The sequence below is a fragment of the Curvibacter sp. AEP1-3 genome, assembly GCF_002163715.1.
Taxonomy (GTDB): domain Bacteria; phylum Pseudomonadota; class Gammaproteobacteria; order Burkholderiales; family Burkholderiaceae_C; genus Allorhodoferax.
The window spans coordinates 877,300-898,417 of record NZ_CP015698.1 but is presented as its reverse complement, the minus strand read 5'-3'; the positions used below and the strand labels follow the sequence as shown (position 1 = coordinate 898,417).

General features: G+C 55.9%; 20 protein-coding genes. 9 read left to right on the top strand and 11 right to left on the bottom strand.

The features are described 5' to 3' along the window. The first annotated feature begins 134 nt into the window (after window positions 1-134). Window positions 135-2,171, top strand: a complete 2,037-nt coding sequence (locus AEP_RS04270) for a type IV pilus assembly protein FimV (RefSeq protein WP_198301897.1) — start codon at window positions 135-137, stop codon at window positions 2,169-2,171. Between the two features lie 25 nt (window positions 2,172-2,196). Here AEP_RS04270 and AEP_RS04265 read toward each other — a convergent pair whose 3' ends face one another. Continuing rightward, on the bottom strand, window positions 2,197-3,204 hold the full coding sequence (locus AEP_RS04265; protein WP_087494243.1) for a D-2-hydroxyacid dehydrogenase family protein: 1,008 nt from the start codon (window positions 3,202-3,204) through the stop codon (window positions 2,197-2,199). Between the two features lie 398 nt (window positions 3,205-3,602). Beyond that, window positions 3,603-4,277 (bottom strand): transcriptional repressor LexA, encoded by a 675-nt coding sequence (lexA, locus tag AEP_RS04255; RefSeq protein WP_087494241.1) that lies wholly within the window; start codon window positions 4,275-4,277, stop codon window positions 3,603-3,605. A gap of 105 nt (window positions 4,278-4,382) precedes the next feature. Here lexA and AEP_RS04250 point away from each other — a divergent pair, with 105 nt between their 5' ends. Then, complete coding sequence (locus AEP_RS04250) at window positions 4,383-5,363, top strand: asparaginase (RefSeq protein ID WP_087494240.1); 981 nt, start codon at window positions 4,383-4,385, stop codon at window positions 5,361-5,363. Between the two features lie 42 nt (window positions 5,364-5,405). Here AEP_RS04250 and adk read toward each other — a convergent pair whose 3' ends face one another. From adk to AEP_RS04220, 6 genes are all read right to left on the bottom strand, one after another. Then, window positions 5,406-6,062 carry an adenylate kinase gene (gene adk / locus AEP_RS04245; RefSeq protein ID WP_087494239.1) on the bottom strand — a complete coding sequence of 219 codons (657 nt, stop codon included), beginning with the start codon at window positions 6,060-6,062 and terminating at the stop codon, window positions 5,406-5,408. A gap of 124 nt (window positions 6,063-6,186) precedes the next feature. Next, window positions 6,187-6,966 carry a 3-deoxy-manno-octulosonate cytidylyltransferase gene (gene kdsB / locus AEP_RS04240; protein WP_087494238.1) on the bottom strand — a complete coding sequence of 260 codons (780 nt, stop codon included), beginning with the start codon at window positions 6,964-6,966 and terminating at the stop codon, window positions 6,187-6,189. Window positions 6,967-6,968: 2 nt separating this feature from the next. Then, on the bottom strand, window positions 6,969-7,151 hold the full coding sequence (locus AEP_RS04235) for a Trm112 family protein (RefSeq protein WP_087494237.1): 183 nt from the start codon (window positions 7,149-7,151) through the stop codon (window positions 6,969-6,971). Next, a complete protein-coding gene (gene lpxK / locus AEP_RS04230; protein WP_087494236.1) occupies window positions 7,132-8,187 on the bottom strand; it encodes a tetraacyldisaccharide 4'-kinase in 1,056 nt (351 codons plus the stop codon). Before lpxK ends, AEP_RS04235 begins: the two co-directional genes overlap by 20 nt. A 3-nt stretch (window positions 8,188-8,190) precedes the next feature. Then, window positions 8,191-8,616 (bottom strand): ExbD/TolR family protein, encoded by a 426-nt coding sequence (locus AEP_RS04225; RefSeq protein ID WP_087494235.1) that lies wholly within the window; start codon window positions 8,614-8,616, stop codon window positions 8,191-8,193. Between the two features lie 9 nt (window positions 8,617-8,625). Then, on the bottom strand, window positions 8,626-9,252 hold the full coding sequence (locus tag AEP_RS04220) for a MotA/TolQ/ExbB proton channel family protein (protein ID WP_087494234.1): 627 nt from the start codon (window positions 9,250-9,252) through the stop codon (window positions 8,626-8,628). Window positions 9,253-9,464: 212 nt separating this feature from the next. Between AEP_RS04220 and xseA the strand changes: the two genes are divergently transcribed. The 3 genes from xseA (at window position 9,465) to AEP_RS04205 (ending at window position 13,871) form a co-directional block, all read left to right on the top strand. Continuing rightward, window positions 9,465-10,766, top strand: coding sequence for an exodeoxyribonuclease VII large subunit (gene xseA / locus AEP_RS04215; protein WP_087497174.1), 1,302 nt, complete (start codon window positions 9,465-9,467; stop codon window positions 10,764-10,766). Window positions 10,767-10,812: 46 nt separating this feature from the next. Then, on the top strand, window positions 10,813-11,394 hold the full coding sequence (locus tag AEP_RS04210; RefSeq protein WP_087494233.1) for a superoxide dismutase: 582 nt from the start codon (window positions 10,813-10,815) through the stop codon (window positions 11,392-11,394). Window positions 11,395-11,633: 239 nt separating this feature from the next. Continuing rightward, a complete protein-coding gene (locus tag AEP_RS04205) occupies window positions 11,634-13,871 on the top strand; it encodes an NADP-dependent isocitrate dehydrogenase (RefSeq protein WP_087494232.1) in 2,238 nt (745 codons plus the stop codon). 101 nt (window positions 13,872-13,972) lie between these two features. Here AEP_RS04205 and AEP_RS04200 read toward each other — a convergent pair whose 3' ends face one another. Next, window positions 13,973-14,431 (bottom strand): DUF192 domain-containing protein, encoded by a 459-nt coding sequence (locus tag AEP_RS04200; protein WP_087494231.1) that lies wholly within the window; start codon window positions 14,429-14,431, stop codon window positions 13,973-13,975. A 174-nt stretch (window positions 14,432-14,605) separates the two neighbouring features. Between AEP_RS04200 and icd the strand changes: the two genes are divergently transcribed. From icd to clpA, 3 genes are all read left to right on the top strand, one after another. Next, window positions 14,606-15,859, top strand: coding sequence for an NADP-dependent isocitrate dehydrogenase (icd, locus tag AEP_RS04195; RefSeq protein ID WP_087494230.1), 1,254 nt, complete (start codon window positions 14,606-14,608; stop codon window positions 15,857-15,859). Window positions 15,860-16,006: 147 nt separating this feature from the next. Further along, on the top strand, window positions 16,007-16,363 hold the full coding sequence (gene clpS, locus AEP_RS04190) for an ATP-dependent Clp protease adapter ClpS (RefSeq protein WP_087494229.1): 357 nt from the start codon (window positions 16,007-16,009) through the stop codon (window positions 16,361-16,363). A 78-nt stretch (window positions 16,364-16,441) separates the two neighbouring features. After that, window positions 16,442-18,751 carry an ATP-dependent Clp protease ATP-binding subunit ClpA gene (gene clpA, locus AEP_RS04185; protein ID WP_087494228.1) on the top strand — a complete coding sequence of 770 codons (2,310 nt, stop codon included), beginning with the start codon at window positions 16,442-16,444 and terminating at the stop codon, window positions 18,749-18,751. Between the two features lie 53 nt (window positions 18,752-18,804). On the opposite strand, the gene AEP_RS04180 is transcribed toward clpA, so the two are convergent. After that, window positions 18,805-19,320 (bottom strand): DUF1499 domain-containing protein, encoded by a 516-nt coding sequence (locus AEP_RS04180; protein WP_087494227.1) that lies wholly within the window; start codon window positions 19,318-19,320, stop codon window positions 18,805-18,807. Between the two features lie 94 nt (window positions 19,321-19,414). Here AEP_RS04180 and AEP_RS04175 point away from each other — a divergent pair, with 94 nt between their 5' ends. Beyond that, on the top strand, window positions 19,415-20,341 hold the full coding sequence (locus AEP_RS04175) for a patatin-like phospholipase family protein (protein ID WP_087494226.1): 927 nt from the start codon (window positions 19,415-19,417) through the stop codon (window positions 20,339-20,341). A 187-nt stretch (window positions 20,342-20,528) separates the two neighbouring features. Here AEP_RS04175 and AEP_RS04170 read toward each other — a convergent pair whose 3' ends face one another. After that, the gene (locus AEP_RS04170) at window positions 20,529-21,074 is read right to left on the bottom strand and encodes a phasin family protein (RefSeq protein WP_087494225.1); all 546 of its coding nucleotides are present in this window, start codon (window positions 21,072-21,074) and stop codon (window positions 20,529-20,531) included. Between the last annotated feature and the right edge of the window lie 44 nt (window positions 21,075-21,118).

Here is a 21,118-nt window from a genome sequence, read left to right as displayed (position 1 = left end):
GGGTGGTTGGGGGCCCATTCTGCTCTGCTATTCGCCCCGACTTTGTTCTTTGGGCATCTCGTTTTTTGACTGCGGGCCTGCTTGAAGAACCCTCGTTGAGGGGCAGTTTTCCCTCCTACTTCATGGCGTGAACCTTGCAGGGAGATGTGCGAGAATCATTTGTAACAATGAAGCCCGTTTTCAAATTCAAATCTTGCGCATTCGCGGCCATGTTGCTTGTCTTGTCGATGAGCAGCAACGCACTCACATTAGGCCGTGCGAAAGGGGCGGCCATCGTTGCTCAGCCTCTCAATCTTTCCATCTCCCTATCAGCGGCCCCTGACGAGGATGTGTCTGATCTTTGCTTCGAGGCAGATGTCTTTTATGGCGAAAACAAAGTGGAAGGCGGCAAGGTTTCTGTCAACAGTGAGCCCGTTGTGGCAGGGCAAACATGGCAGGTTCGCATCAGTTCCAAGCTCCCCGTCGATGAGCCGGTAGTTACTGTTTATTTGCGCTCAACCTGCGGCGCTAAAGCGTCACGTCGATATGTATTGTTGGCTGATGTGGCTTCAGAAGTCTCAACCGGTTCCACTGTTAACAACGCTTCTGCCGCGATAAATCCTCCCGCAAGACCCGCGCAAATCGATATTCTTCCCCAAGCTCCGTCCAGTAACTCGTCTGCCCCTTCGGTGGGCAAAGAAGGGGTGAGATCAACTCCCAAGGCCCAAGTCAGCGCAAGTAAGTCGGCTTCTCAGTCCACGGCGCTGGTAGCCAAGCCAAGCCCTTCCGGTAAAGCAAGGCTCAAGCTTGCCCCGCTTGACCTTTCGGTTGAGCGTGATCCCACATTGAAGGCGACCCCCGAGCTGCTCAGCACACCGACGGAGGATGCGCAGAAACGCGGCGAGGCCGCTGCCCTCTGGCGCGCGCTCAATCTCACTCCGGAGGATGTACTTCAAGACGCTGCGAGACTCAAAAGTTTGGAGGCCAGCATCCAGAAGTTGAGCGAGGCTTCTGGGCAGAACCAACGCCAGGTCAAAGATTTGAGCGAGCGCTTACAGCGCGCAGAGAGCGAGCGTTATTGGAACCCCGTGGTGTTCGGGCTAGGCGCCTTGATCCTGCTGATGGTAGGTGGGGGCTTTTGGATTATTCGCCGTCAGCAACGGGCGGCAGAAGGTGATCCTTGGTGGCGGGGTGAGGCGGGGGCGATTTCGGGCCCCGAGTCTGCGTTCAAGCCGGATGCTGAAGTTGCCCAAGGGCTGGATGCCGTTCCAGAGGCCATCAGTCAAGCCAATGTGAGCGTTGATACCGCTGTTTCCAAAGTCACTGCACCACCGAAAGCCCTCGGTGTAGATCTTGAGCTTGATTTTGACTTGCCATCAGAAAAAGCGATGCAGGTGTCTGTTTCTCAGGATGTGGCGGCTACACCAGTGTTGCAAAGCCCCAGGTCATCGCGGTTGATGGGTTTGCGTGATTTCTCCAACAGCCTGTCGGGTAGCCTCCGCGCGATAAACACCCAAGAGATGTTGGACATCCGCCAGCAAGCCGAGTTCTTCATGACCTTGGGGCAGTACGAGGATGCCATTGAACTTTTGGAGGGGCATGTTGCTGATTCGGTCGACTTCAATCCGCTGGTGTGCCTAGATCTGCTGAAGATATTCCACACCTTGAGCCGGAAGGACGAATTTGACCGCTACCGCGAAGAATTCAACGCCGTGTTCACCGGGCAAGTTCCGGGTTACAGCGACTTCCTGAAGTCAGGTGAGGGCCTGGAGGCCTATCCTGAGTTATGCGCGCACCTGGTGAAGCTATGGCCTTCTCGAGAGGCTCTCGACTTCCTGGAAACTTGTATGGTGCGTCAACCCGATAGTGCGGCCCATCTGGAGTTCGAGCTGGACGCTTTCAAAGAGTTGTTGTTGCTTCACGCGATTGGTAGCCGTCTGGTCAATGCATTGGACGGTGCACCAGCCGCATTCAGTGCGAGCAAGGTTGCAGCCAAGGACGTTCCGGCACAAGCTACCTCCACGGGTCCGATTGAGGTTGCGTTGCCTACCATTACGCAAACGTCCCAGGAAGTGGACCTTGAGTTGGACATGCCGGACATGGTCCTGGTACCGGACAGCCCAGCGGCGGACAATCTGATTGACTTTGATATCTCCGGAATTGCACCTGCGACGGGTAAACCTCCGCGTTGAGTGAATCCTTGGGCCAGCCGTTGCTTTAACGACGGACCTGTAAAGCGCCTGGATTGATGATGTTGGACGGTGTTCCCTTGATGTAGTTGACTACGTTATCGAAGGCGGCGCCGAAGTACAGCTCATAGCTGTCCTGCTCCACATAGCCGATGTGTGGCGTGCAAATACAGTTTTCCAAGCGCAGCAAAGCGTGACCTTGAAGAATGGGTTCTGCTTCAAACACATCGATGGCAGCCATTCCCGGCCGCCCACGGTTCAAGCCGCCAATCAATGCATCGTTTTCTATCAGCTCAGCGCGTGACGTGTTGACTAGCAACGCAGTTGTCTTCATGCAAGCCAAATCAGCTGATGTAACGATGTTTCGGGTAGCGTCGTTCAGGCGCAAATGCACAGAGACAACGTCGCAGTGCGAGAAAAAAGACTCCCTGTCTGCAGCAGCTGCGTAACCATCAGCTGCTGCCTTCTCGCGGGAGCTTTCACTTCCCCAAACTACGACGTGCATTCCAAATGCTTTGCCATAGCCCGCAACGAGTTGACCGATACGGCCATAGCCCCAGATCCCCAGTGTTTTACCGCGCAGAACGCTGCCGATACCGAAGTTGGGCGGCATAGAACCGGCTTTCAAGCCGGACTGCTGCCAGGCGCCATGCTTTAAGTTGCCAATGTATTGTGGCAAGCGACGCATCGCCGCCATGATGAGGGCCCATGTGAGTTCTGCAGGAGCGACTGGTGAGCCTACGCCTTCAGCGACGGCGATGCCTTTTTCGGTGCAAGCCTGCACATCCAGATGCCCCCCCACTTTGCCCGTTTGGGCGATCAACTTCAGCCGGGGTAGCTTGTCGATGAGGGCGCGGGTAATCTGTGTACGTTCCCGGATCAGGACGATGATGTCTGCGTCCTTCAAGCGGACGGAGAGTTGCCCAAGTCCTTTGACGGTGTTGGTGTATACCTTAGCCTGGTAGGCGTCGAGCTTAGAGGCGCAATTCAGCTTGCGCACTGCGTCCTGGTAATCGTCGAGAATCACTATATTCATAGACGACATTGTGCCTTGCGGTGACGCAAGGGTGCGGGATTGACTGTCCGGCTGTTCAGGCGGCTTCGCAGGCAGCGAGGCGATCAAGCTCCGCGCATACATCTGCCATGCGACCTGAAATGACCATACGTCCCACATTGCCGCGGGAGTGCCCGCGTTCAATGACTCGCACGATACGCAAAGGGGTCGGCTTTAAGGGTGAGAGGGCGTTGGCGCCCGTGCGGTATGCGTCAGCTGCTACAAAAGGGGTAGCATTTTGTGCCGCATGTGTCGGGCTTTTGTGATTTACGGCTGTGTGGTACCGGGATTTTGGGTGATCTCCGGCGAGCCACTTCAGCGGAAGGACGCATTCCAGCAGACTGAAGGCGAGGGTACTTATGGTCATGGTTCGCTCCCGTTCACATCAACATGGTGTTACGAATCAGGCCTACGGCGAGACCTTCAATTTCAAATGGTTCACCCGGTTCAACCACGATGGTTTGGTAGTCCGGATTTTCAGCATGGAGCTCGATAAGGTGCTTGTTGCGGCGGAAACGTTTGACCGTTACTTCTTCCCCCAAGCGGGCCACGATGATTTGTCCATTCTTGGCATCCTTCGTAGCCTGCACCGCCAGCAAATCGCCGTCCATGATGCCGGCATCACGCATGGACATGCCGCGTACCTTCAGCAGGTAGTCCGGTTGACGCTGAAACAGGCTGTTCTCCACGTAGTAGGTTTGATCCACATGCTCCTGGGCAAGGATGGGTGAGCCGGCTGCTACACGTCCGACCAGAGGAAGCGCCAATTGCGCAAGGCCTGGCAAGGGTAGTGAGAATTGCTTCAGCCGTGATTCCTGAATGGAGCGCAACGCATCGCTCTTGAGCCGGATACCGCGTGAGGTACCACTCACAAGTTCGATAACACCTTTGCGCGCCAAGGCCTGCAAATGCTCTTCGGCCGCATTGGCGGATTTGAAGCCGAGCTCACTGGCAATCTCTGCACGCGTGGGCGGCGCACCCGTTCGGGCGATAGCGCTTTGAATCAGATCAAAAATCTGTTGCTGGCGGGCAGTGAGTTTCGGACTTTCAAGCATACTGGCTCCTTGAGTTCTGGATGGGGCTGTTTGTCTATACACACTGTTTTCTTATCCAGTAACTGTATTTTCAACCAGTTTTTTGATTTTGGCAAGCGAGGGTGTATGACTTCCAGAAAAGTCGTGGTTTTGGGCACAGGGGGCACGATTGCCGGTCGGGCGAGCAGTGGTTCGGACAATGTGGGTTACAAAGCCGGCGAGGTGAGCGTTGCCGATTTACTGGGGGCTGTGCCGGGGATGTCCGACCGCCTGCAGGGCTGTGATCTCGTTAGCGAGCAAATTGCGCAAATAGATAGCAAAGACATGGAGTGGTCCGTGTGGTTGGCTTTGCAGCAGGCCTGTGTGAAGCACCTTTCCGATCAGTCTGTAGCAGCCATCGTGATCACCCATGGAACGGACACCCTAGAGGAAACGGCTTTTTTCCTTCATCTCTGCCTCTCCGGGGTGGGGCGTGGCAAGCCCGTGATCTTGACTTGTGCCATGCGACCCGCAACTGCGTTGACTCCGGATGGTCCGCAAAACATTCTGGATGCTGTCACTGTAGCTTTGGATTCCCGCAGCACTGGAGTGCTAGCGGTTTGTGCGGGTGCTGTGCACGCGGCACAACATGTCCAAAAAGCCCATACCTACCGCGTCGACGCTTTTGATTCCGGTGATGCGGGGCCATTGGCATGGGTGGAGGAGGGGCGTGTGCGCTGGTGTCAGTCCCCTTTGCCTGCGGAAGGAAAACCCAAGTCGGTGTTTGCACTCGATACAGGGGCAGTGCAGGCACCGCGGGTTGAAATCGTGATGAACTATGCCGGCGCGGGTGATTCACTCGTGAATGCATTGTGCGCAACGTCTGCAGCTGCAGCGTCACCCTTGAAGGGCATAGTGGTTGCAGGCACAGGTAATGGCACGGTGAATGCAAGCATGCGATCTGCCTTGGAGCATGCTGCGGCAAGTGGCATTCAGATCGCGCTGGCCAGCCGGTGTTCCAAGAGTGGGGTCGTACGCAGCGGCGCTTTGCCGCAGGGTTTCAGGACCTATCCCGGCCTTTCGGCGGTCAAGGCAAGGGTGCAATTAATACTGGAGCTTTTAACGTAAAAAAAGCCGCTTGCGCGGCTTTTTTTTGCGAGAGGTCCATGCTTATTTGGACAGGGCTTCCAGAACGCGTGCAGTGATATCGCCTACATCGCCCATACCACTGATGGCACGGTAGCGTGGTGCAGCCGCAGGCTCGTTTTTTGCCCAAGTGGAGTAGTACTCCACCAAAGGTCGGGTCTGCGCGCTGTAGACCTCCAAGCGTTTTTTGACAGTTTCTTCCTTGTCGTCATCGCGCTGGATCAGGGGCTCACCGCTTACGTCGTCCACGCCTTCCACCTTGGGCGGATTGAATTTCACGTGGTAGGTACGACCCGAAGCCGGGTGGGAGCGGCGGCCGCTCATGCGCTCGATGATGGCCTCGAATGGCACATCGATTTCCACCACGTAGTCCAACGCAACACCGGCTGCCTTCATCGCGTCGGCTTGGGGAATGGTGCGGGGGAAGCCGTCAAACAGGAATCCGTTGGCGCAATCAGGTTGGGTCAGGCGCTCTTTCACCAGGTTGATGATGAGTTCATCACTGACCAGCCCGCCAGAGGCCATGACGGCTTGGGCTTGCAGGCCCAAGGGCGTGCCGGCTTTCACGGCGGCACGCAGCATGTCGCCGGTAGAGATTTGGGGAATCCCGTACTTTTGGCAGATGAAAGTTGCTTGCGTGCCTTTGCCAGCGCCTGGTGCGCCCAACAGAATCAGTCTCATGAATACCTCGGATTGAATGAAAAGCCAGCGCGTCTCCGTGGGCGCCTTGTTCAGCGCGCTCTTTTATGACGGGCGATTAGCTCAAGAGAATATCACGCCCTCACCGGCATCAAACTTACAGACGCTACACAGCCATGGAGCCTTTGTCTTGGATCAGACGGCGCACCCGCTCCAGGTCTTCGGGGGTGTCCACACCGGGGCCGGGTGCCGTAGGACTGACGTGCACCGCAATGCGGTGGCCGTGCCACATGGCACGCAGCTGCTCCAGCGCCTCCACCACTTCGATGGGGGCCTGGGGGAGGGTGGGAAATGTCTTCAAAAAGCCCACGCGGTAGGAGTAGATGCCCACATGGCGAAGAGGGGCTGGATCCGGCAAAGTATCAATGCCATTGGCAAAACCATCACGCCACCACGCGATAGGCGCGCGGCTGAAGTACAGGGCCAAGCCGCTGGCGTCGGTGACCACCTTCACCACATTGGGATTCTTGAAGTCGGCAACGTCGTGGATGGCATGCGCGGCGGTGCCCATGGTGGCATGCGGGTGGGCCTGGAGAAGGTCGGCCACTGCGGAGACCAAGCCGGTGTCGATCAAGGGCTCATCCCCCTGCACATTAACTACGACAGCGTCATCTGAGAGCCCCAGCAAGCTGCAGGCTTCTGCCAAGCGGTCACTACCGGAGGGATGATCCACCCGCGTCAGCAGGCATTCAATCTGGTGGGATTCACAGGCCGCAACAATGCTGGCGTTGTCGGCGGCCACCACCACACGGATGGATGCATCGAGTCCCGCTTTGACGCGCTGAGCCACGCGCACCACCATAGGCAGGCCGGCGATGTCCACCAGAGGCTTATTGGGCAGCCGTGTAGACGCCAAGCGGGCGGGGATGAGGACCGTGTAGGTCATGCTCAGGCGTCCAGTTCCGCGTCAGTCAGCACCCGCGCTTCGTTTTCCAGTAGTACGGGAATGCCATCCCGTACCGGGTAGGCCAAGCGGGCGCTTCGCGAAATCAGTTCTTGCTTCTCGCGGTCAAATTCCAAAGGCCCTTTGGTGACGGGGCAAACCAGCAATTCAATGAGTCGTGTGTCCATGGGGGGATGATACCGGTGGAGTGTGCTGGGGCAGGAGCGCTTGGTCCATTGCCGCCAGAAACGACGGGGGCAAGGTTTGTAGCAAAGGCACGGCCCATGCGTCCGGACGGTGTCGCCACAGTTTGGTTGCGTCTTTTTCTGTGCAAATAAGCACTTCGCGCCCGTCAGATTTGCGCGAGTAGCTATCAAAATCATAGTGATCTGGTAGCCCCTCAGTTGTCTGGAGATCCAACCCCTTCGCTTGCAGCATCCTGAAGAAATTGTCCGGCTGCGCAATCCCCGCAATCGCGTGAAGAGGAGTCCCGGATTTTCGGAGCGCATCGAGCGCTATGGTTTGTCCGTGTCCATTGATGGCGGTTTCCGATAAGACACGCGTTGCCAAGTGCCCGTCCAGGTCGGACTGACCGGTCTTCAACACCATCAGTCCTTGGGTGGATTGCCCGACTGCGGTCACCGGTGTGCGGGGCCATGGTTGCCGCAACATGCCTGCGGGAAGCAAACGTCCATTGCCCAAGCCGCGGGAATCAAATACGCAAACTTCCAGGTCACGAAAGAGCCGGTAGTGCTGCAAGCCGTCGTCACACACGATGTGGGTAATGTCCGAATGGGTCTGCAAGAGCAGCTTGCCAGCTGAGACGCGGTCACGCGCCACTACCACCGGAACACCGGACGATCGCCACAACAGCAAGGGCTCATCGCCCACATCGTGGGCTGTACTTGCGTCTGCGACCACGGTGGGTGACTGGTGACTGCCGCCATAGCCTCGAGAAATGATGGCGGGCTTGAAACCCAGGTTTTGAAGGTGGGCTACCACGCCCAGCACCGTGGGGGTTTTTCCGGCCCCGCCCGCGATCACATTGCCCACCACGATCACGGGAACCTGCAGCTTTTCGCTGCGTTTCAGACCGATGGCGTAGGTCCAGCGATGCACCGCCGTCAGCGCTCCGTAGATCCATGAAATGGGCAGCAAGGCAGTACTCAGTGCGCCGCGGCCTTGCCAGGCCCGTGTGATGGCTGCTTGCAGCGCTGCTGCCATGCTTTATTTGCCGGCGTTGCCGGAAGACTGGGTCGCGAAAGTGATTTGGTTCAAGCCCGCGCGGCGTGCCGCCTCCATTACCGTTACTACGGCCTGATGCCGGGCGCTGGCGTCGGCGCTGATGATGATCACGGTGTCTTTGCCTGCCTTTGCGTTTTCAGTAAGCGCGGCAGACAGGCTGTCCAGACTGCGACCGGCCAGCAATTGGCGGTTGATGCTGTAAGCACCGTCAGCGCTGACCGCCACGATCAGCTCTTTGGGGTAATCGCGCTGGGCATCCGCATCAGCAACGGGTAGCTTGAGTTGGAGTTCTGTAAATTTGCTGTACGTGGTGGAGAGCATCAAAAAAATGAGCACCACCAGCAGCACGTCAATGAACGGGATGAGATTGATCTCGGGCTCGTCCTGATGTCGGCGGCGGAAGTTCATGGCCGGGCCTTATTTACGCAGCGACTTGAGGTGACGGACCAGGTGCTCTGAGCTCAACTCCAACGTGAGCAGGTAAGCGTCCACCCGCCCGCGGAAGTAGCGCCAGAAAATCAGGGAAGGAATGGCGACCACCAGGCCGAAGGCGGTGTTGTAGAGGGCAATCGAGATGCCATGTGCCAATTGCGCAGGGTTTCCGCCGCCTGTGCTGCCAGGTGCTTGCGAGCCAAAGATTTCTATCATGCCGACCACCGTGCCGAACAAGCCTAGCAACGGCGCTGCGGACGCGATTGTTCCCAACGCAGTCAGGTAGTTTTCGAGTCGCTGCGCAACCAGCCGGCCGGCGCCTTCCATGGTGGCGCGAAGGTCGTCCTCCGAGCAATGCGGGTCGCTATTGACGGCACGCAAACCGGAGGCAAGCACCTCGCCCAAGGCGGAGTTCTTCTCCAGCTGGCTCACCACATCCGGGCCCGGTACCGATGTTCTGGTCACGCTCAGTACTTCATCCAATAAGCGGGGAGGCGCCACTTTGGCAGTTTTGAGGCTGATAAAGCGCTCGATGATGATGGCCAGAGCGAGGATGGAGCAGGCAATCAGGGGCCAGATCGGCCAGCCGGCAGCTTGAATGATGGAAAACAAAAGGGGATCTCCGCGCAGTTGAAAGCTTGCGGATTATGGCCCAGTGCCTTGGCTTGCTGTGGTTTAGCAAAGCCCAAAGTGTGACAACTTGAGGGACTGCGGGTGGGATGCTGCTGCAGAGGGCATACTTCCGCGCTTATGAGGTGCACGTTCATGACATTTTTGCAGCATCGCTCCGGCGCGCGCGCCCTGTTTTTTCCCTTGGAGCGACCATGATGGAAGACGCCAACGCATTGCGCCGTGTTTGGCGGGTGGATGCACTTTGCAGGGCACTGGCAGACACGCTGAATGCCCGGTTCAACCCCGTGCGCGTGACCGGTGAGATATCCGGCTTTTCGCGCGCGGCCAGCGGACATTGCTATTTCTCATTGAAAGACCAGGACGCGCAGATCCGCTGCGCCATGTTCAAGCGTGCTGCCACAAACCTTGACTTTGCGCCTCGGGATGGAGAGTTGGTCGAGGTTTCCGGACGTTTGGATATCTACGGCCCGCGCGGCGACCTTCAGTTGATCGTGGAGAGCATGCGTCGCCAAGGGCAAGGAACCTTGTTTGAGGAATTTGTGCGCCTCAAGGCTCGCTTGGAGGCCCAGGGGCTGTTTGACTCGGCCCGCAAACGTCCCTTGCCAGCCATGCCGCGCAGTATTGGCTTGGTGACGTCTCTGGGCGCGGCCGCATTGCATGATGTGGCAACCGCTTTGCGCAGGCGCGTGCCGCACATTCCCGTGTTTCTTGCTCCAGCTGCGGTGCAAGGGGACGCGGCACCCAGTGAGTTGGTGCGGTCTCTGCAGGCCTTGATGTCACGCGCGGTTGATGTCGACGGCCGGGGCACTCCGCTGGATGTCATTCTTTTGGTGAGAGGCGGCGGCTCCATGGAGGACCTGTGGGCCTTCAATGACGAACAACTGGCATTGACGATCAGTGGAAGCCCGGTGCCCGTCGTCAGTGGGGTGGGGCATGAAACTGATTTCACCATTGCTGATTTTGTGGCGGATATGCGCGCGCCCACTCCTACTGCCGCAGCGGAGTTGGTGGCAACCCCTGGCGCGGTGTGCGAAGCGGCTGCGAACTTGCTGATGGACCGCTTGGCGAGTGCGACACACCGGGTGTTGGATACGCAATCCCAGCGCTTGGACCGGGTGGCAGCGCGAGCCGGACGCCCCTCCGGGTTGGTGGCGGCCCATGCCATGCGCTTGCAAAGTTTGGGGCATGGTTTGCGCAGCGCTTCGTCTGCGCAAGTCAGGGCAGAGTCTGCGCGAAGTCAAGCCCTAGGCTTGAAGTTGCCGAGCGTTCGGCAGGCATGGTCGCGGGACCAAGCGGAGCGTTTGCAGCGAGCCGAGCTACGGCTCGGCCTATTGGATCCCTCTCTGGTTTTGAAGCGCGGCTACGCCTGGTTAACCGATAAACAGGGGGTGGCTGTCACGGGGGTTCAAAGCTTGGAGCCCGGCCAGCAGGTGCATGCAACCCTCTCCGACGGTACGGTTGATCTATCGGTTCAAGCAATCCGTCTCAATTAGTTTCTACAATCAGTTTTGTCATTAACCCACCCACTACGAGGATTTCATGGAACACACCTTGCCCCCACTGCCGTACGCGATCGATGCACTGGCACCCGCCTACTCCCAGGAAACGCTGGAGTTCCACCACGGCAAGCACCACAACGCGTATGTTGTGAACTTGAACAATCTGCAAAAAGGCACTGAGTTCGAGAGCATGTCTCTGGAAGAAATCATCAAAAAGTCCAGCGGTGGCGTGTACAACAACGCAGCCCAGATCTGGAACCACACTTTCTTCTGGAACTGCATGAAGCCTCAGGGCGGCGGCGAACCCACAGGTGCATTGGCTGCTGCCATCAACGCGAAGTGGGGTTCCTACGCAGCGTTCAAGGAAGCGTTCGTAAAGTCTGCAGTGGGCAACTTTGGTTCCGGCTGGACCTGGCTCGTGAAAAAGGCCGACGGTTCTGTGGACATCGTCAACACCGGCGCAGCGGGCACCCCCCTGACTACGGCTGACACGGCCTTGTTGACCGTCGACGTTTGGGAACACGCCTACTACATCGATTACCGCAATATGCGCCCCAAGTTTGTCGAAACATTCCTCGACAAGCTGGTCAATTGGGACTTTGCGGCCAAGAATTTCGCCTGATTTTCTTGCAGTCCAAAAAGGCTCGGAGGGCAACCTTCGGGCCTTTTTTTATGGCGATGCTGCGCTGCACAAGGAAAATAATTTCCTTGAGGCGGTATTAAATTTCATATTGCGGTAATGCATTGCAAAAATTGCATTTCGGGTCAGACCACTGAAAGCACAATCACGCACTATCCGGCGATTGCTGCCAGTTTCCATAAATAGGGCAGCAACAAAACATCATTTTTTGGAGATAAGAGATGAGCACCCAGCAACCGACCATCATCTACACACTGACCGACGAAGCTCCCCGTCTGGCCACTGCTTCCTTTTTGCCCTTGATCCGGACATTCACTGCACCAGCAGGCATTAATGTCGTGGAGTCGGATATTTCTGTGGCTGCCCGCGTGTTGGGCGAGTTTTCTGACTTCCTGAAAGATGATCAGAAGGTTCCCAACACCCTGACGGAACTGGGCAAGAAAACCCTGCAAGCGGATGCCAACATCATCAAGTTACCCAATATCAGTGCTTCTGTGGGCCAGTTGGTAGCTTGCATCAAGGAACTCCAAAGCAAGGGCTACGCAATCCCCGATTACCCTGAAGCCCCCAAAACGGATGAAGAAAGGGCGATTCGTGCCCGCTATTCCAAGTGCACAGGCAGCGCCGTGAACCCCGTTTTGCGTGAAGGTAACTCAGACCGCCGCGCACCCAAGGCTGTCAAGGAATACGCTCGCAAAAATCCCCACAGCATGGCCGAGTGGAGCCAGGCATCACGCTCACACGTGTCGCACATGCACCATGGGGACTTCTACCATGGTGAAAAGTCCATCACCCTGGACCGCGCACGGGACGTGAAGATGGAATTGATCACCAAGAGCGGTCAGACCATTGTGCTCAAGCCTAAAGTGTCTTTGCTGGATCGCGAAGTGATCGACAGCATGTTCATGAGCAAAAAGGCATTGCTGGAGTTTTATGAACGTGAAATTGAGGATGCACGCAAGACCGGCGTAATGTTCTCCCTGCACGTCAAGGCGACCATGATGAAGGTGTCCCACCCCATCGTGTTCGGCCACTGCGTCAAGATTTTCTACAAGGATGCATTTGAAAAACACGGCGCCCTGTTCAAGGAACTCGGCGTGAATGTGAACAACGGCATGGCGGACCTGTACGGCAAGATCGCCACTTTGCCCCAAAGCAAGCAAGACGAAATCAAGCGTGACCTGCATGCTTGCCACGAGCACCGTCCCGAGTTGGCCATGGTCGACTCTGCCAAGGGCATCACCAACTTCCACTCCCCCAACGACATCATCGTGGATGCTTCCATGCCAGCCATGATCCGTAACGGCGGCAAGATGTGGGACGCCAACGGTCGCCTGAAGGACGTCAAGGCTGTGATGCCTGAATCCACCTTTGCCCGCATTTACCAGGAGATGATCAACTTCTGCAAGTGGCATGGTGCATTCGATCCCAAGACTATGGGTACCGTACCCAACGTGGGTTTGATGGCCCAGCAAGCCGAAGAGTACGGTTCGCACGACAAGACTTTTGAAATCACTGAAGACGGCGTTGCCAACATCACTGATCTGGCGACGGGTGAAGTTCTGTTGAGCCAGGACGTGGAAGCGGGCGATATCTGGCGTATGTGCCAGGTCAAGGATGCTGCCATCCGTGATTGGGTCAAACTGGCAGTCAACCGTGCCCGTAACTCCGGCATGCCCGTGGTGTTCTGGCTGGACTCTTACCGTCCTCACGAAGCTCAGTTGATCACCAAGGTCAAGATGTACTTGCATGAGCACGACACCACTGGTCTGGATATTCAGATCATGAGCCAGGTACGTGCGATGCGCTACACACTTGAGCGCGTGATTCGTGGTCTGGACACTATCAGCGCAACCGGAAACATCTTGCGCGACTATTTGACAGACTTGTTCCCCATCATGGAGCTGGGCACCTCGGCCAAGATGCTCTCCATCGTGCCTTTGATGGCGGGTGGCGGCATGTACGAAACCGGCGCGGGTGGTTCGGCCCCCAAGCATGTGCAGCAATTGGTGGAAGAAAACCACTTGCGTTGGGATTCCTTGGGTGAGTTCCTTGCTCTGGCGGTGTCTCTTGAAGATTTGGGTCTGAAAACCGGAAACGCCAAGGCCAAGGTTTTGTCCAAAACTTTGGACGCTGCGACCGGCAAACTACTCGACAACAACAAGAACCCGTCTCCCAAGACAGGTCAGTTGGACAACCGTGGCAGCCAGTTCTACTTGTCCTTGTACTGGGCACAAGAGTTGGCGAGCCAGACGGAAGATGCCACTTTGGCAGCCCAGTTTGCACCGTTGGCGAAGGAGCTCGCAGCGAAAGAGTCTGCCATCGTTGCAGAATTGGCTGCCGTTCAGGGCCATGCAGTGGATATCGGCGGTTATTACTTGCCCGATGCCGCCAAGCTGGACGCCATCATGCGCCCTAGCGCAACCTTGAACGCAGCGCTCGGTTCGGTAGCGGTGTAATCCTGATGCAGGCTAATAAGCCTGCATGGGTCGCATCAAAAAGGGCGGCAGACTTAGGCCTGTCGCCCTTTTTGCGTTTTTAAGCCGTTGAAGTGGCGTTTCTACTGAGAGCGGGATTCAAAAGGCGCACCTGTTAGTTTGGTGCCGGCTTTCAATCCACGTTTGGCGAACCAACCCTGATTCATTTCGAGCACATAGCGCACAGGACGCAAAGCGCAATGAGAGTCGGTCGTTAGAGGCTTCATGTCCGCAAGATTCACGATGCTGCCATCGTCTGCGATAAACGCTGCGGTCAAAGGTATCAATGTGTTTTTCATCCAGAAACAGAGCCCAGACGGTTGCTCAAAGACGAAGAGCATGCCTTCGTATTGCGGCATCTCTTTGCGGTACATCAGGCCGATAGTACGCTGATCTGAAGTGCGGGCTACTTGGGCTTCTATCTGGTACATACCTGCACCCAATTTGATGCGGGGCAAATCCATTTGAGGGGCCTCTTGCGCCCCAGAGAAAGCGGTTGCGGCAAGCAGTGCCGCCGCAAGTAACAGTTTCAGATGTTTCATTCGGCAGAGGCCATACAAACTGGCAATTGATTGAGCCCTGATTGTGGGCCATGGATGAATTACGGTCGCTTACTTTACAACTAGAATGAAATCTCAATTTGCACTTGGAGGCCGCCAAGCCTTGAGAGTAATTCATTCGTCGACGACATCCAGGGAAACCGGAGCTTAGTTCTTATGTATCAGCATATTCAGGTACCGTTGCAAGGTCAAAAAATAACTGCCAATGACGACAAGACATTGAATGTGCCCGATCACCCGATCATTCCTTACATCGAGGGTGACGGCATTGGTGTGGACATTACGCCTGTCATGTTGAAGGTCGTTGATGCTGCTGTGGAAAAGGCTTACGGTGGCACTCGCAAGATCGAGTGGATGGAAATCTTTGCAGGCGAAAAGGCAACGCGTATTTATGGTCCTGATGTGTGGTTGCCTCAGGAAACATTGGACGTTGTGCGTGACTACTTGGTCTCTATCAAGGGTCCGCTGACAACCCCGGTCGGTGGAGGTATCCGTTCATTGAACGTAGCGCTGCGTCAAGAGTTGGATTTGTATGTGTGCCTTCGTCCGATCCAGTATTTCAAGGGCGTTCCCAGCCCCCTGAAGGAGCCGGAGAAGACCAATATGGTTGTTTTCCGTGAGAACTCTGAAGACATCTATGCCGGTATTGAATTTGAGGCGGGCTCCGAGAAAGCTAAACGGCTCATCAAGGTATTGAGGGAGGACTTCGGTATCCAGAAAATCCGCTTCCCCGAGACCTCGGGTCTGGGTGTAAAGCCAGTGTCCCGAGAAGGCACAGAGCGTTTGGTCCGCAAGGCAATTCAGTATGCAATTGACAATGACAAACCCAATGTGACCATTGTTCATAAAGGCAACATCATGAAGTTCACTGAGGGCAGCTTCCGCGATTGGGCTTATGCCTTGGCGCAGCGTGAATTCGGCGCCCAGCCGATTGATGGCGGCCCTTGGTGCCGGTTCAAGAACCCGAATACGGGTAAAGACATCATCATCAAGGACAGCATTGCAGATGCATTCCTGCAGCAAATTCTTTTGCGGCCGGTGGAATACAGCGTTATTGCCACCTTGAATTTGAACGGCGACTACATTTCCGATGCTTTGGCCGCTCAGGTGGGAGGTATCGGCATTGCGCCGGGCGCCAATCTCTCCGATACGGTGGCGATGTTTGAGGCGACCCACGGCACTGCCCCCAAATATGCGGGCAAAGACTATGTCAATCCGGGCTCAGAGATTCTCTCCGCAGAGATGATGTTGCGCCATATGGGTTGGAAGGAAGCTGCAGACCTGATCATCCGATCGATTGAAAAGTCGATAGCAAGCAAAAAAGTGACTTACGACTTTGCCCGATTGATGGACGGTGCCCAACAAGTGAGCTGCTCCGGATTTGGCAAAGTCATGATCGACAACATGTAAGCGCAACGGTTCCTTGACCTGTAGCCGTAAAAACCGCGTACAGCGCACGTTGTACGCGGTTTTTACATTACCCATTGAAAACACATGTTTACGCCTCATTTGTCCTACAACGGCGGGGCTTGCTGTCTTGCTCGATAAAATCATTTCATGGCTACAAACATCCCCAAACCTCCTGCTGTGAAGCCGCCCCCTGCCGGCGGCGATGATGGAACGGTCGTACTGGAGCGCTTGTCCCAGCGCGTTCAACCTCCCTCCATGTACCAAGTGGTCATGTTGAATGATGACTACACACCCATGGAGTTCGTGGTGGTGGTCATCCAGGAGTTTTTCGGCAAAGACTTGGAAGCGGCGACCCAGATCATGCTCAAAATCCATTTGGATGGGCGGGGTGTCTGTGGTGTGTACCCAAAAGATATTGCGGCAACCAAGGTCGATCAAGTTCTCGAAGCGGCCCACAAAGCGGGGCACCCATTGAAATGTGTCAGCGAGCCCGTAGATCTGTAGGGGAAAGCGAAAACTTCGGTCCAGCTCCCCAGAAATCGGATTACAGTTAATCAACACAAGGCAAAAAAAGGAATTCATATGATTGCCCAAGAATTGGAAGTCAGCCTGCACATGGCTTTCGTGGAAGCCCGTCAGCAGCGCCATGAGTTCATTACCGTAGAGCACTTGTTGTTGGCCTTGCTGGACAACCCCAGCGCGGCAGAAGTACTGCGTGCGTGCGCCGCAAACATTGACGATTTGCGCAAATCGCTGACCAATTTCATCAAAGACAATACGCCTCAAGTTGCAGGCACGGACGAAGTGGACACCCAACCAACCCTGGGCTTCCAGCGCGTCATTCAGCGTGCCATCATGCACGTGCAAAGTACCGGCAGTGGCAAGAAGGAAGTAACCGGCGCCAATGTTCTGGTGGCGATCTTCGGTGAGAAAGATTCGCATGCGGTTTACTACCTCCATCAGCAGGGCGTGACCCGCTTGGACGTGGTGAACTTCATTGCTCATGGCATCAAGAAGACCGATCCGCCAGAGGCTACCAAGTCCAATGAGAGCCCCGCTGAAAGCGAAGAGGGGGTGAGCGAAAAGAACGAGAAAGCCTCGCCCTTGGAGCAGTACACACAGAACCTGAATCAACTGGCCAAAGAAGGCAAGATTGATCCTCTGATTGGTCGCGACTACGAAGTTGAGCGTGTCATCCAGATCCTGTGCCGTCGTCGCAAAAATAATCCCTTGTTGGTGGGTGAGGCGGGTGTCGGCAAGACCGCGATTGCAGAGGGTCTGGCATGGCGCATTTCACAAAACGATGTACCTGAGATCCTCGCGGACTCCGTGGTGTATTCGCTCGATATGGGCGCATTATTGGCAGGCACCAAGTACCGCGGTGACTTTGAACAACGCCTGAAGGCAGTGCTCAAATCGCTGAAGGAAAAGCCAAATGCCGTGCTATTCATTGATGAAATTCATACCCTGATTGGCGCGGGCGCAGCATCGGGTGGCACTTTGGACGCCTCCAACCTGCTCAAGCCCAGCCTGAGTTCCGGTCAACTCAAGTGCATCGGCGCGACCACCTTCACCGAATATCGCGGCATCTTCGAAAAAGACGCAGCGTTGTCCCGTCGTTTCCAGAAGGTCGATGTGGTCGAGCCGACCATCGATCAGACAGTGGAAATCCTCAAGGGCCTGAAATCCCGCTTTGAGGAGCACCACAACGTCAAGTACGCCGTGGCTGCGCTGCAGGCGGCCGCTGAGCTGAGTGCCAAGTACATCAATGACCGCCACCTGCCAGACAAGGCGATCGATGTGATTGATGAAGCTGGTGCTGCCCAACGTATCCTGGCACCGAGCAAACGCAAGAAGACCATCAGCAAGACTGAGGTCGAGGAAATTGTGGCGAAGATCGCCCGCATTCCCCCGGCTAATGTGTCGAATGATGACCGCAGCAAGCTCAAGACCTTGGAGCGTGACCTCAAGAGCGTGGTCTTTGGCCAGGACAAGGCTTTGGACGTATTGGCCTCGGCGGTCAAGATGGCGCGTTCCGGACTGGGTAAAGGAGACAAGCCGATTGGCTCATTCCTGTTCAGCGGCCCCACGGGCGTCGGCAAGACAGAAGCGGCCAAGCAGTTGGCCTACATCATGGGCATCGACCTGATTCGCTTTGACATGAGTGAATACATGGAGCGTCATGCTGTCAGTCGCTTGATCGGTGCGCCTCCTGGCTATGTAGGTTTTGATCAAGGCGGCTTGTTGACCGAAGCCATCACCAAGAAGCCGCACGCGGTGCTGTTGCTGGATGAAATCGAAAAGGCGCATCCGGACATCTTCAACGTGCTGTTGCAGGTCATGGACCATGGCTCGTTGACAGACAACAACGGCCGCAAGGCAGACTTCCGCAACGTGATCATCATCATGACGACGAATGCAGGGGCTGAGACCATGAACAAGGCCACCATCGGCTTTACCAACCCGCGCGAAGCCGGTGACGAAATGATGGACATCAAGCGCTTGTTTACGCCGGAGTTCCGTAACCGCTTGGACGCGATCGTCGGATTCAAGGCTTTGGACGAAGTCGTGATCCTGCGTGTTGTCGACAAGTTCTTGCTGCAACTGGAAACCCAGTTGGCCGAGAAGAAAGTGGAAGTGACTTTCACCGACAAGCTGCGCAAGCACCTTGGCAAGAAGGGCTTTGATCCACTGATGGGTGCACGCCCCATGCAGCGCTTGATCCAGGACACGATACGTCGTGCATTGGCTGACGAGTTGCTCTTTGGTCGTTTGGTGGATGGTGGTCGCCTGACAGTGGATCTGGATGAGAAGGACGAAGTGGTACTCGACATTCAGCCCTTGCCCAAGAAAGAGGGTAAGTCCAAACCCGAAGAGGCTACTGCCGGCTGATCGCTTAGAAAGCTGAAAGCCCGCTGCGCAACCGCGCAGCGGGTACCAAGGGCTCAGTTCTGCTGGAACTGGGCCCTTATGTTTTCTACACGGGTACGGTTGGCAGCAAAGTCTTTGCGACCGATACGACTTGCCGAGCGCACGTGAATCACGTTTTCTGCAGGGCTTAACCAGAACTCCACATCATCTGTGAACTTCAAGGTCGGTGTGGTGCTCTGAGCGTAGAGGTAGTCCGCAGTTTCAGTTACCAATACTGTTTTTGGCATGCTGCGCAGAATCCCAGTGAGTTTTTTTAGTGCCGCTTGGCCATCACCACTGAACGTGAAAGGTGCAATGTCTGCATACCCACGTAAGGGGTGATCCGGGTAGAGCTTGGCTTGGCTGCTCACACTGTTTGGCGTATTCGAAGGTGGTTTCAATCGCCCGTCTTTCACGCCAAGGTCCTGCGGTACTTTCCCGGTGAGAAAGCCGAGCTGTCCGGCAAAAAAGATCAGGGTGGGCAGTACGATTGCAATAAAACCGATGAACCAGATGGCTTTCACGAGGACTCCTTTGATGCGGTGTTTCATGGCTTGATGGTATGTGAATGCGGATGGTTTATCGAGTGGGCGTGACCGGCTGGTGACAGTGGTCGTGTACAGAGGTTCTTCAAGGTGTTGTTCGATGTTGATATTGAGAAAAATACGTCTGTCCTGGGCATTGCTCCCGGTCGTACTGTTAGCAGGGTGCGCATCAGTGCCTTCCGCAGACAAGGGCACCGCCGTGGTCGGCCCGGATATGACTGCGCCGGCGGGTACGGTTCCCAAGCCACCGCCCAAGATCGGTCTGGCGTTGGGTGGAGGGGCCGCGCGCGGCTTTGCCCATGTAGGCGTCATTCAGGTGTTGGAAGAGAACGGCATCAAGCCCGCGCTGGTCACCGGCACCTCGGCGGGTAGTCTGGTCGCTGCCATTTACGCCAGTGGCAAGAATGGGACTCAGCTTCAGCGCGTGGCGGAAACCATGGAGGAGGCAGCCATTGCAGATTGGACACTGCCCATCTTCAGCCGTGGCATGCTGCGTGGTGATGCCTTGGCCAAGTATGTCAATGGCCAAGTGAGCGGTAAGCTGATTGAAGAGTTACCCATGCCCTTGGGTATCGTTGCCACTGACCTCAACAATGGCAACGATGTGCTGTTCCAGCGGGGCGATACCGGCACGGCCGTCCGGGCGTCCAGCTCTGTGCCTGCAGTGTTTCAGCCCGTCAAGATCAACGGACGCGAATATGTGGACGGAGGATTGGTGTCTCCCGTGCCCGTAGCTGCAGCCCGGCGCATGGGGGCGGATTTTGTGATTGCGGTGGATATTTCCAGTCCGCCAGAAGGCAGCCTGACAGGCGGAACCCTCGACATCCTGCTTCAGACCTTTTCCATCATGGGCAAGAGCATCAACCGGTTTGAGCTGAGGGAAGCTGATGTGGTGGTGCGCCCGGCACTGCAGGGCATCAGTAGCTCAGACTTCGGTGCACGCAAACGTTCTATCGAAGCCGGCCGCCAAGCCATGCTCAAGTTGATTCCTGAGCTGAAGGCCGCATTGGCGGCCCGCGGCAAATAAAAAAAAAGGCCCCGTTTTACAACGAGGCCTTGAAGGGATCCCTGAACCTGAAGGTTTCGAAAGGACCCGAGGAGACAACCGGTAGAAACATGGGAGTTTCTGATGACTGAATTATCTCAGGGTTTTCCCTTGGTAGCTAGTGGTTGGGACAAAAAAACCTAAATTGTTTTAGTGCCCCGTACCCAAATTAGCGCTTTTTCGCAGTAGCAGCCTTGGTGGCGTTGGTCGCGGTAGCGGCCACAGCGTTGAAGTTAGCTTCGGCAACTTCAGTCGCTTGCTTAACTGCTTTTTGCACAGATTCCAAAGCATTGTTGGCAGCAGCCACAGAGCTCTTCATGATGGCGACCACAGATTCAGAACCTGCAGGGGCGTTTTTGGCAGCGCTATCGATCAGGCCGGCAAACTTTTTCTGAGCGTCAGCAGCTTGTGCTTCAGCATTCTTGGTGAATTCAGCGCCAGTGGAAGTAGCGATGTCATAGAGGTGACGGCTGTAAGCAGCAGTCTTCTCAGCCAGAGGCTGAAGCAGGCCGGATTGCAAGGCCAACAGCTCTTGGGCGTCTTTCACGCTCAACATGGTTTGTGTGTGGGTAGCGGCTTCTGCCAGAGCTGCTTTGGAAGCAGTCAGGTTCAATTCCACAATCTTTTCCACGCCTTCGAAAGCTTTGTTGGTCAAGCCAAACAGGGTTTCGATATTGGCTTTGTGGGAAGCGATAACTTGTTCAACGGTCAGCATAGAGATCTCCAAGAGTTAAGGTAAAAAATCACCATCTGCGCCGT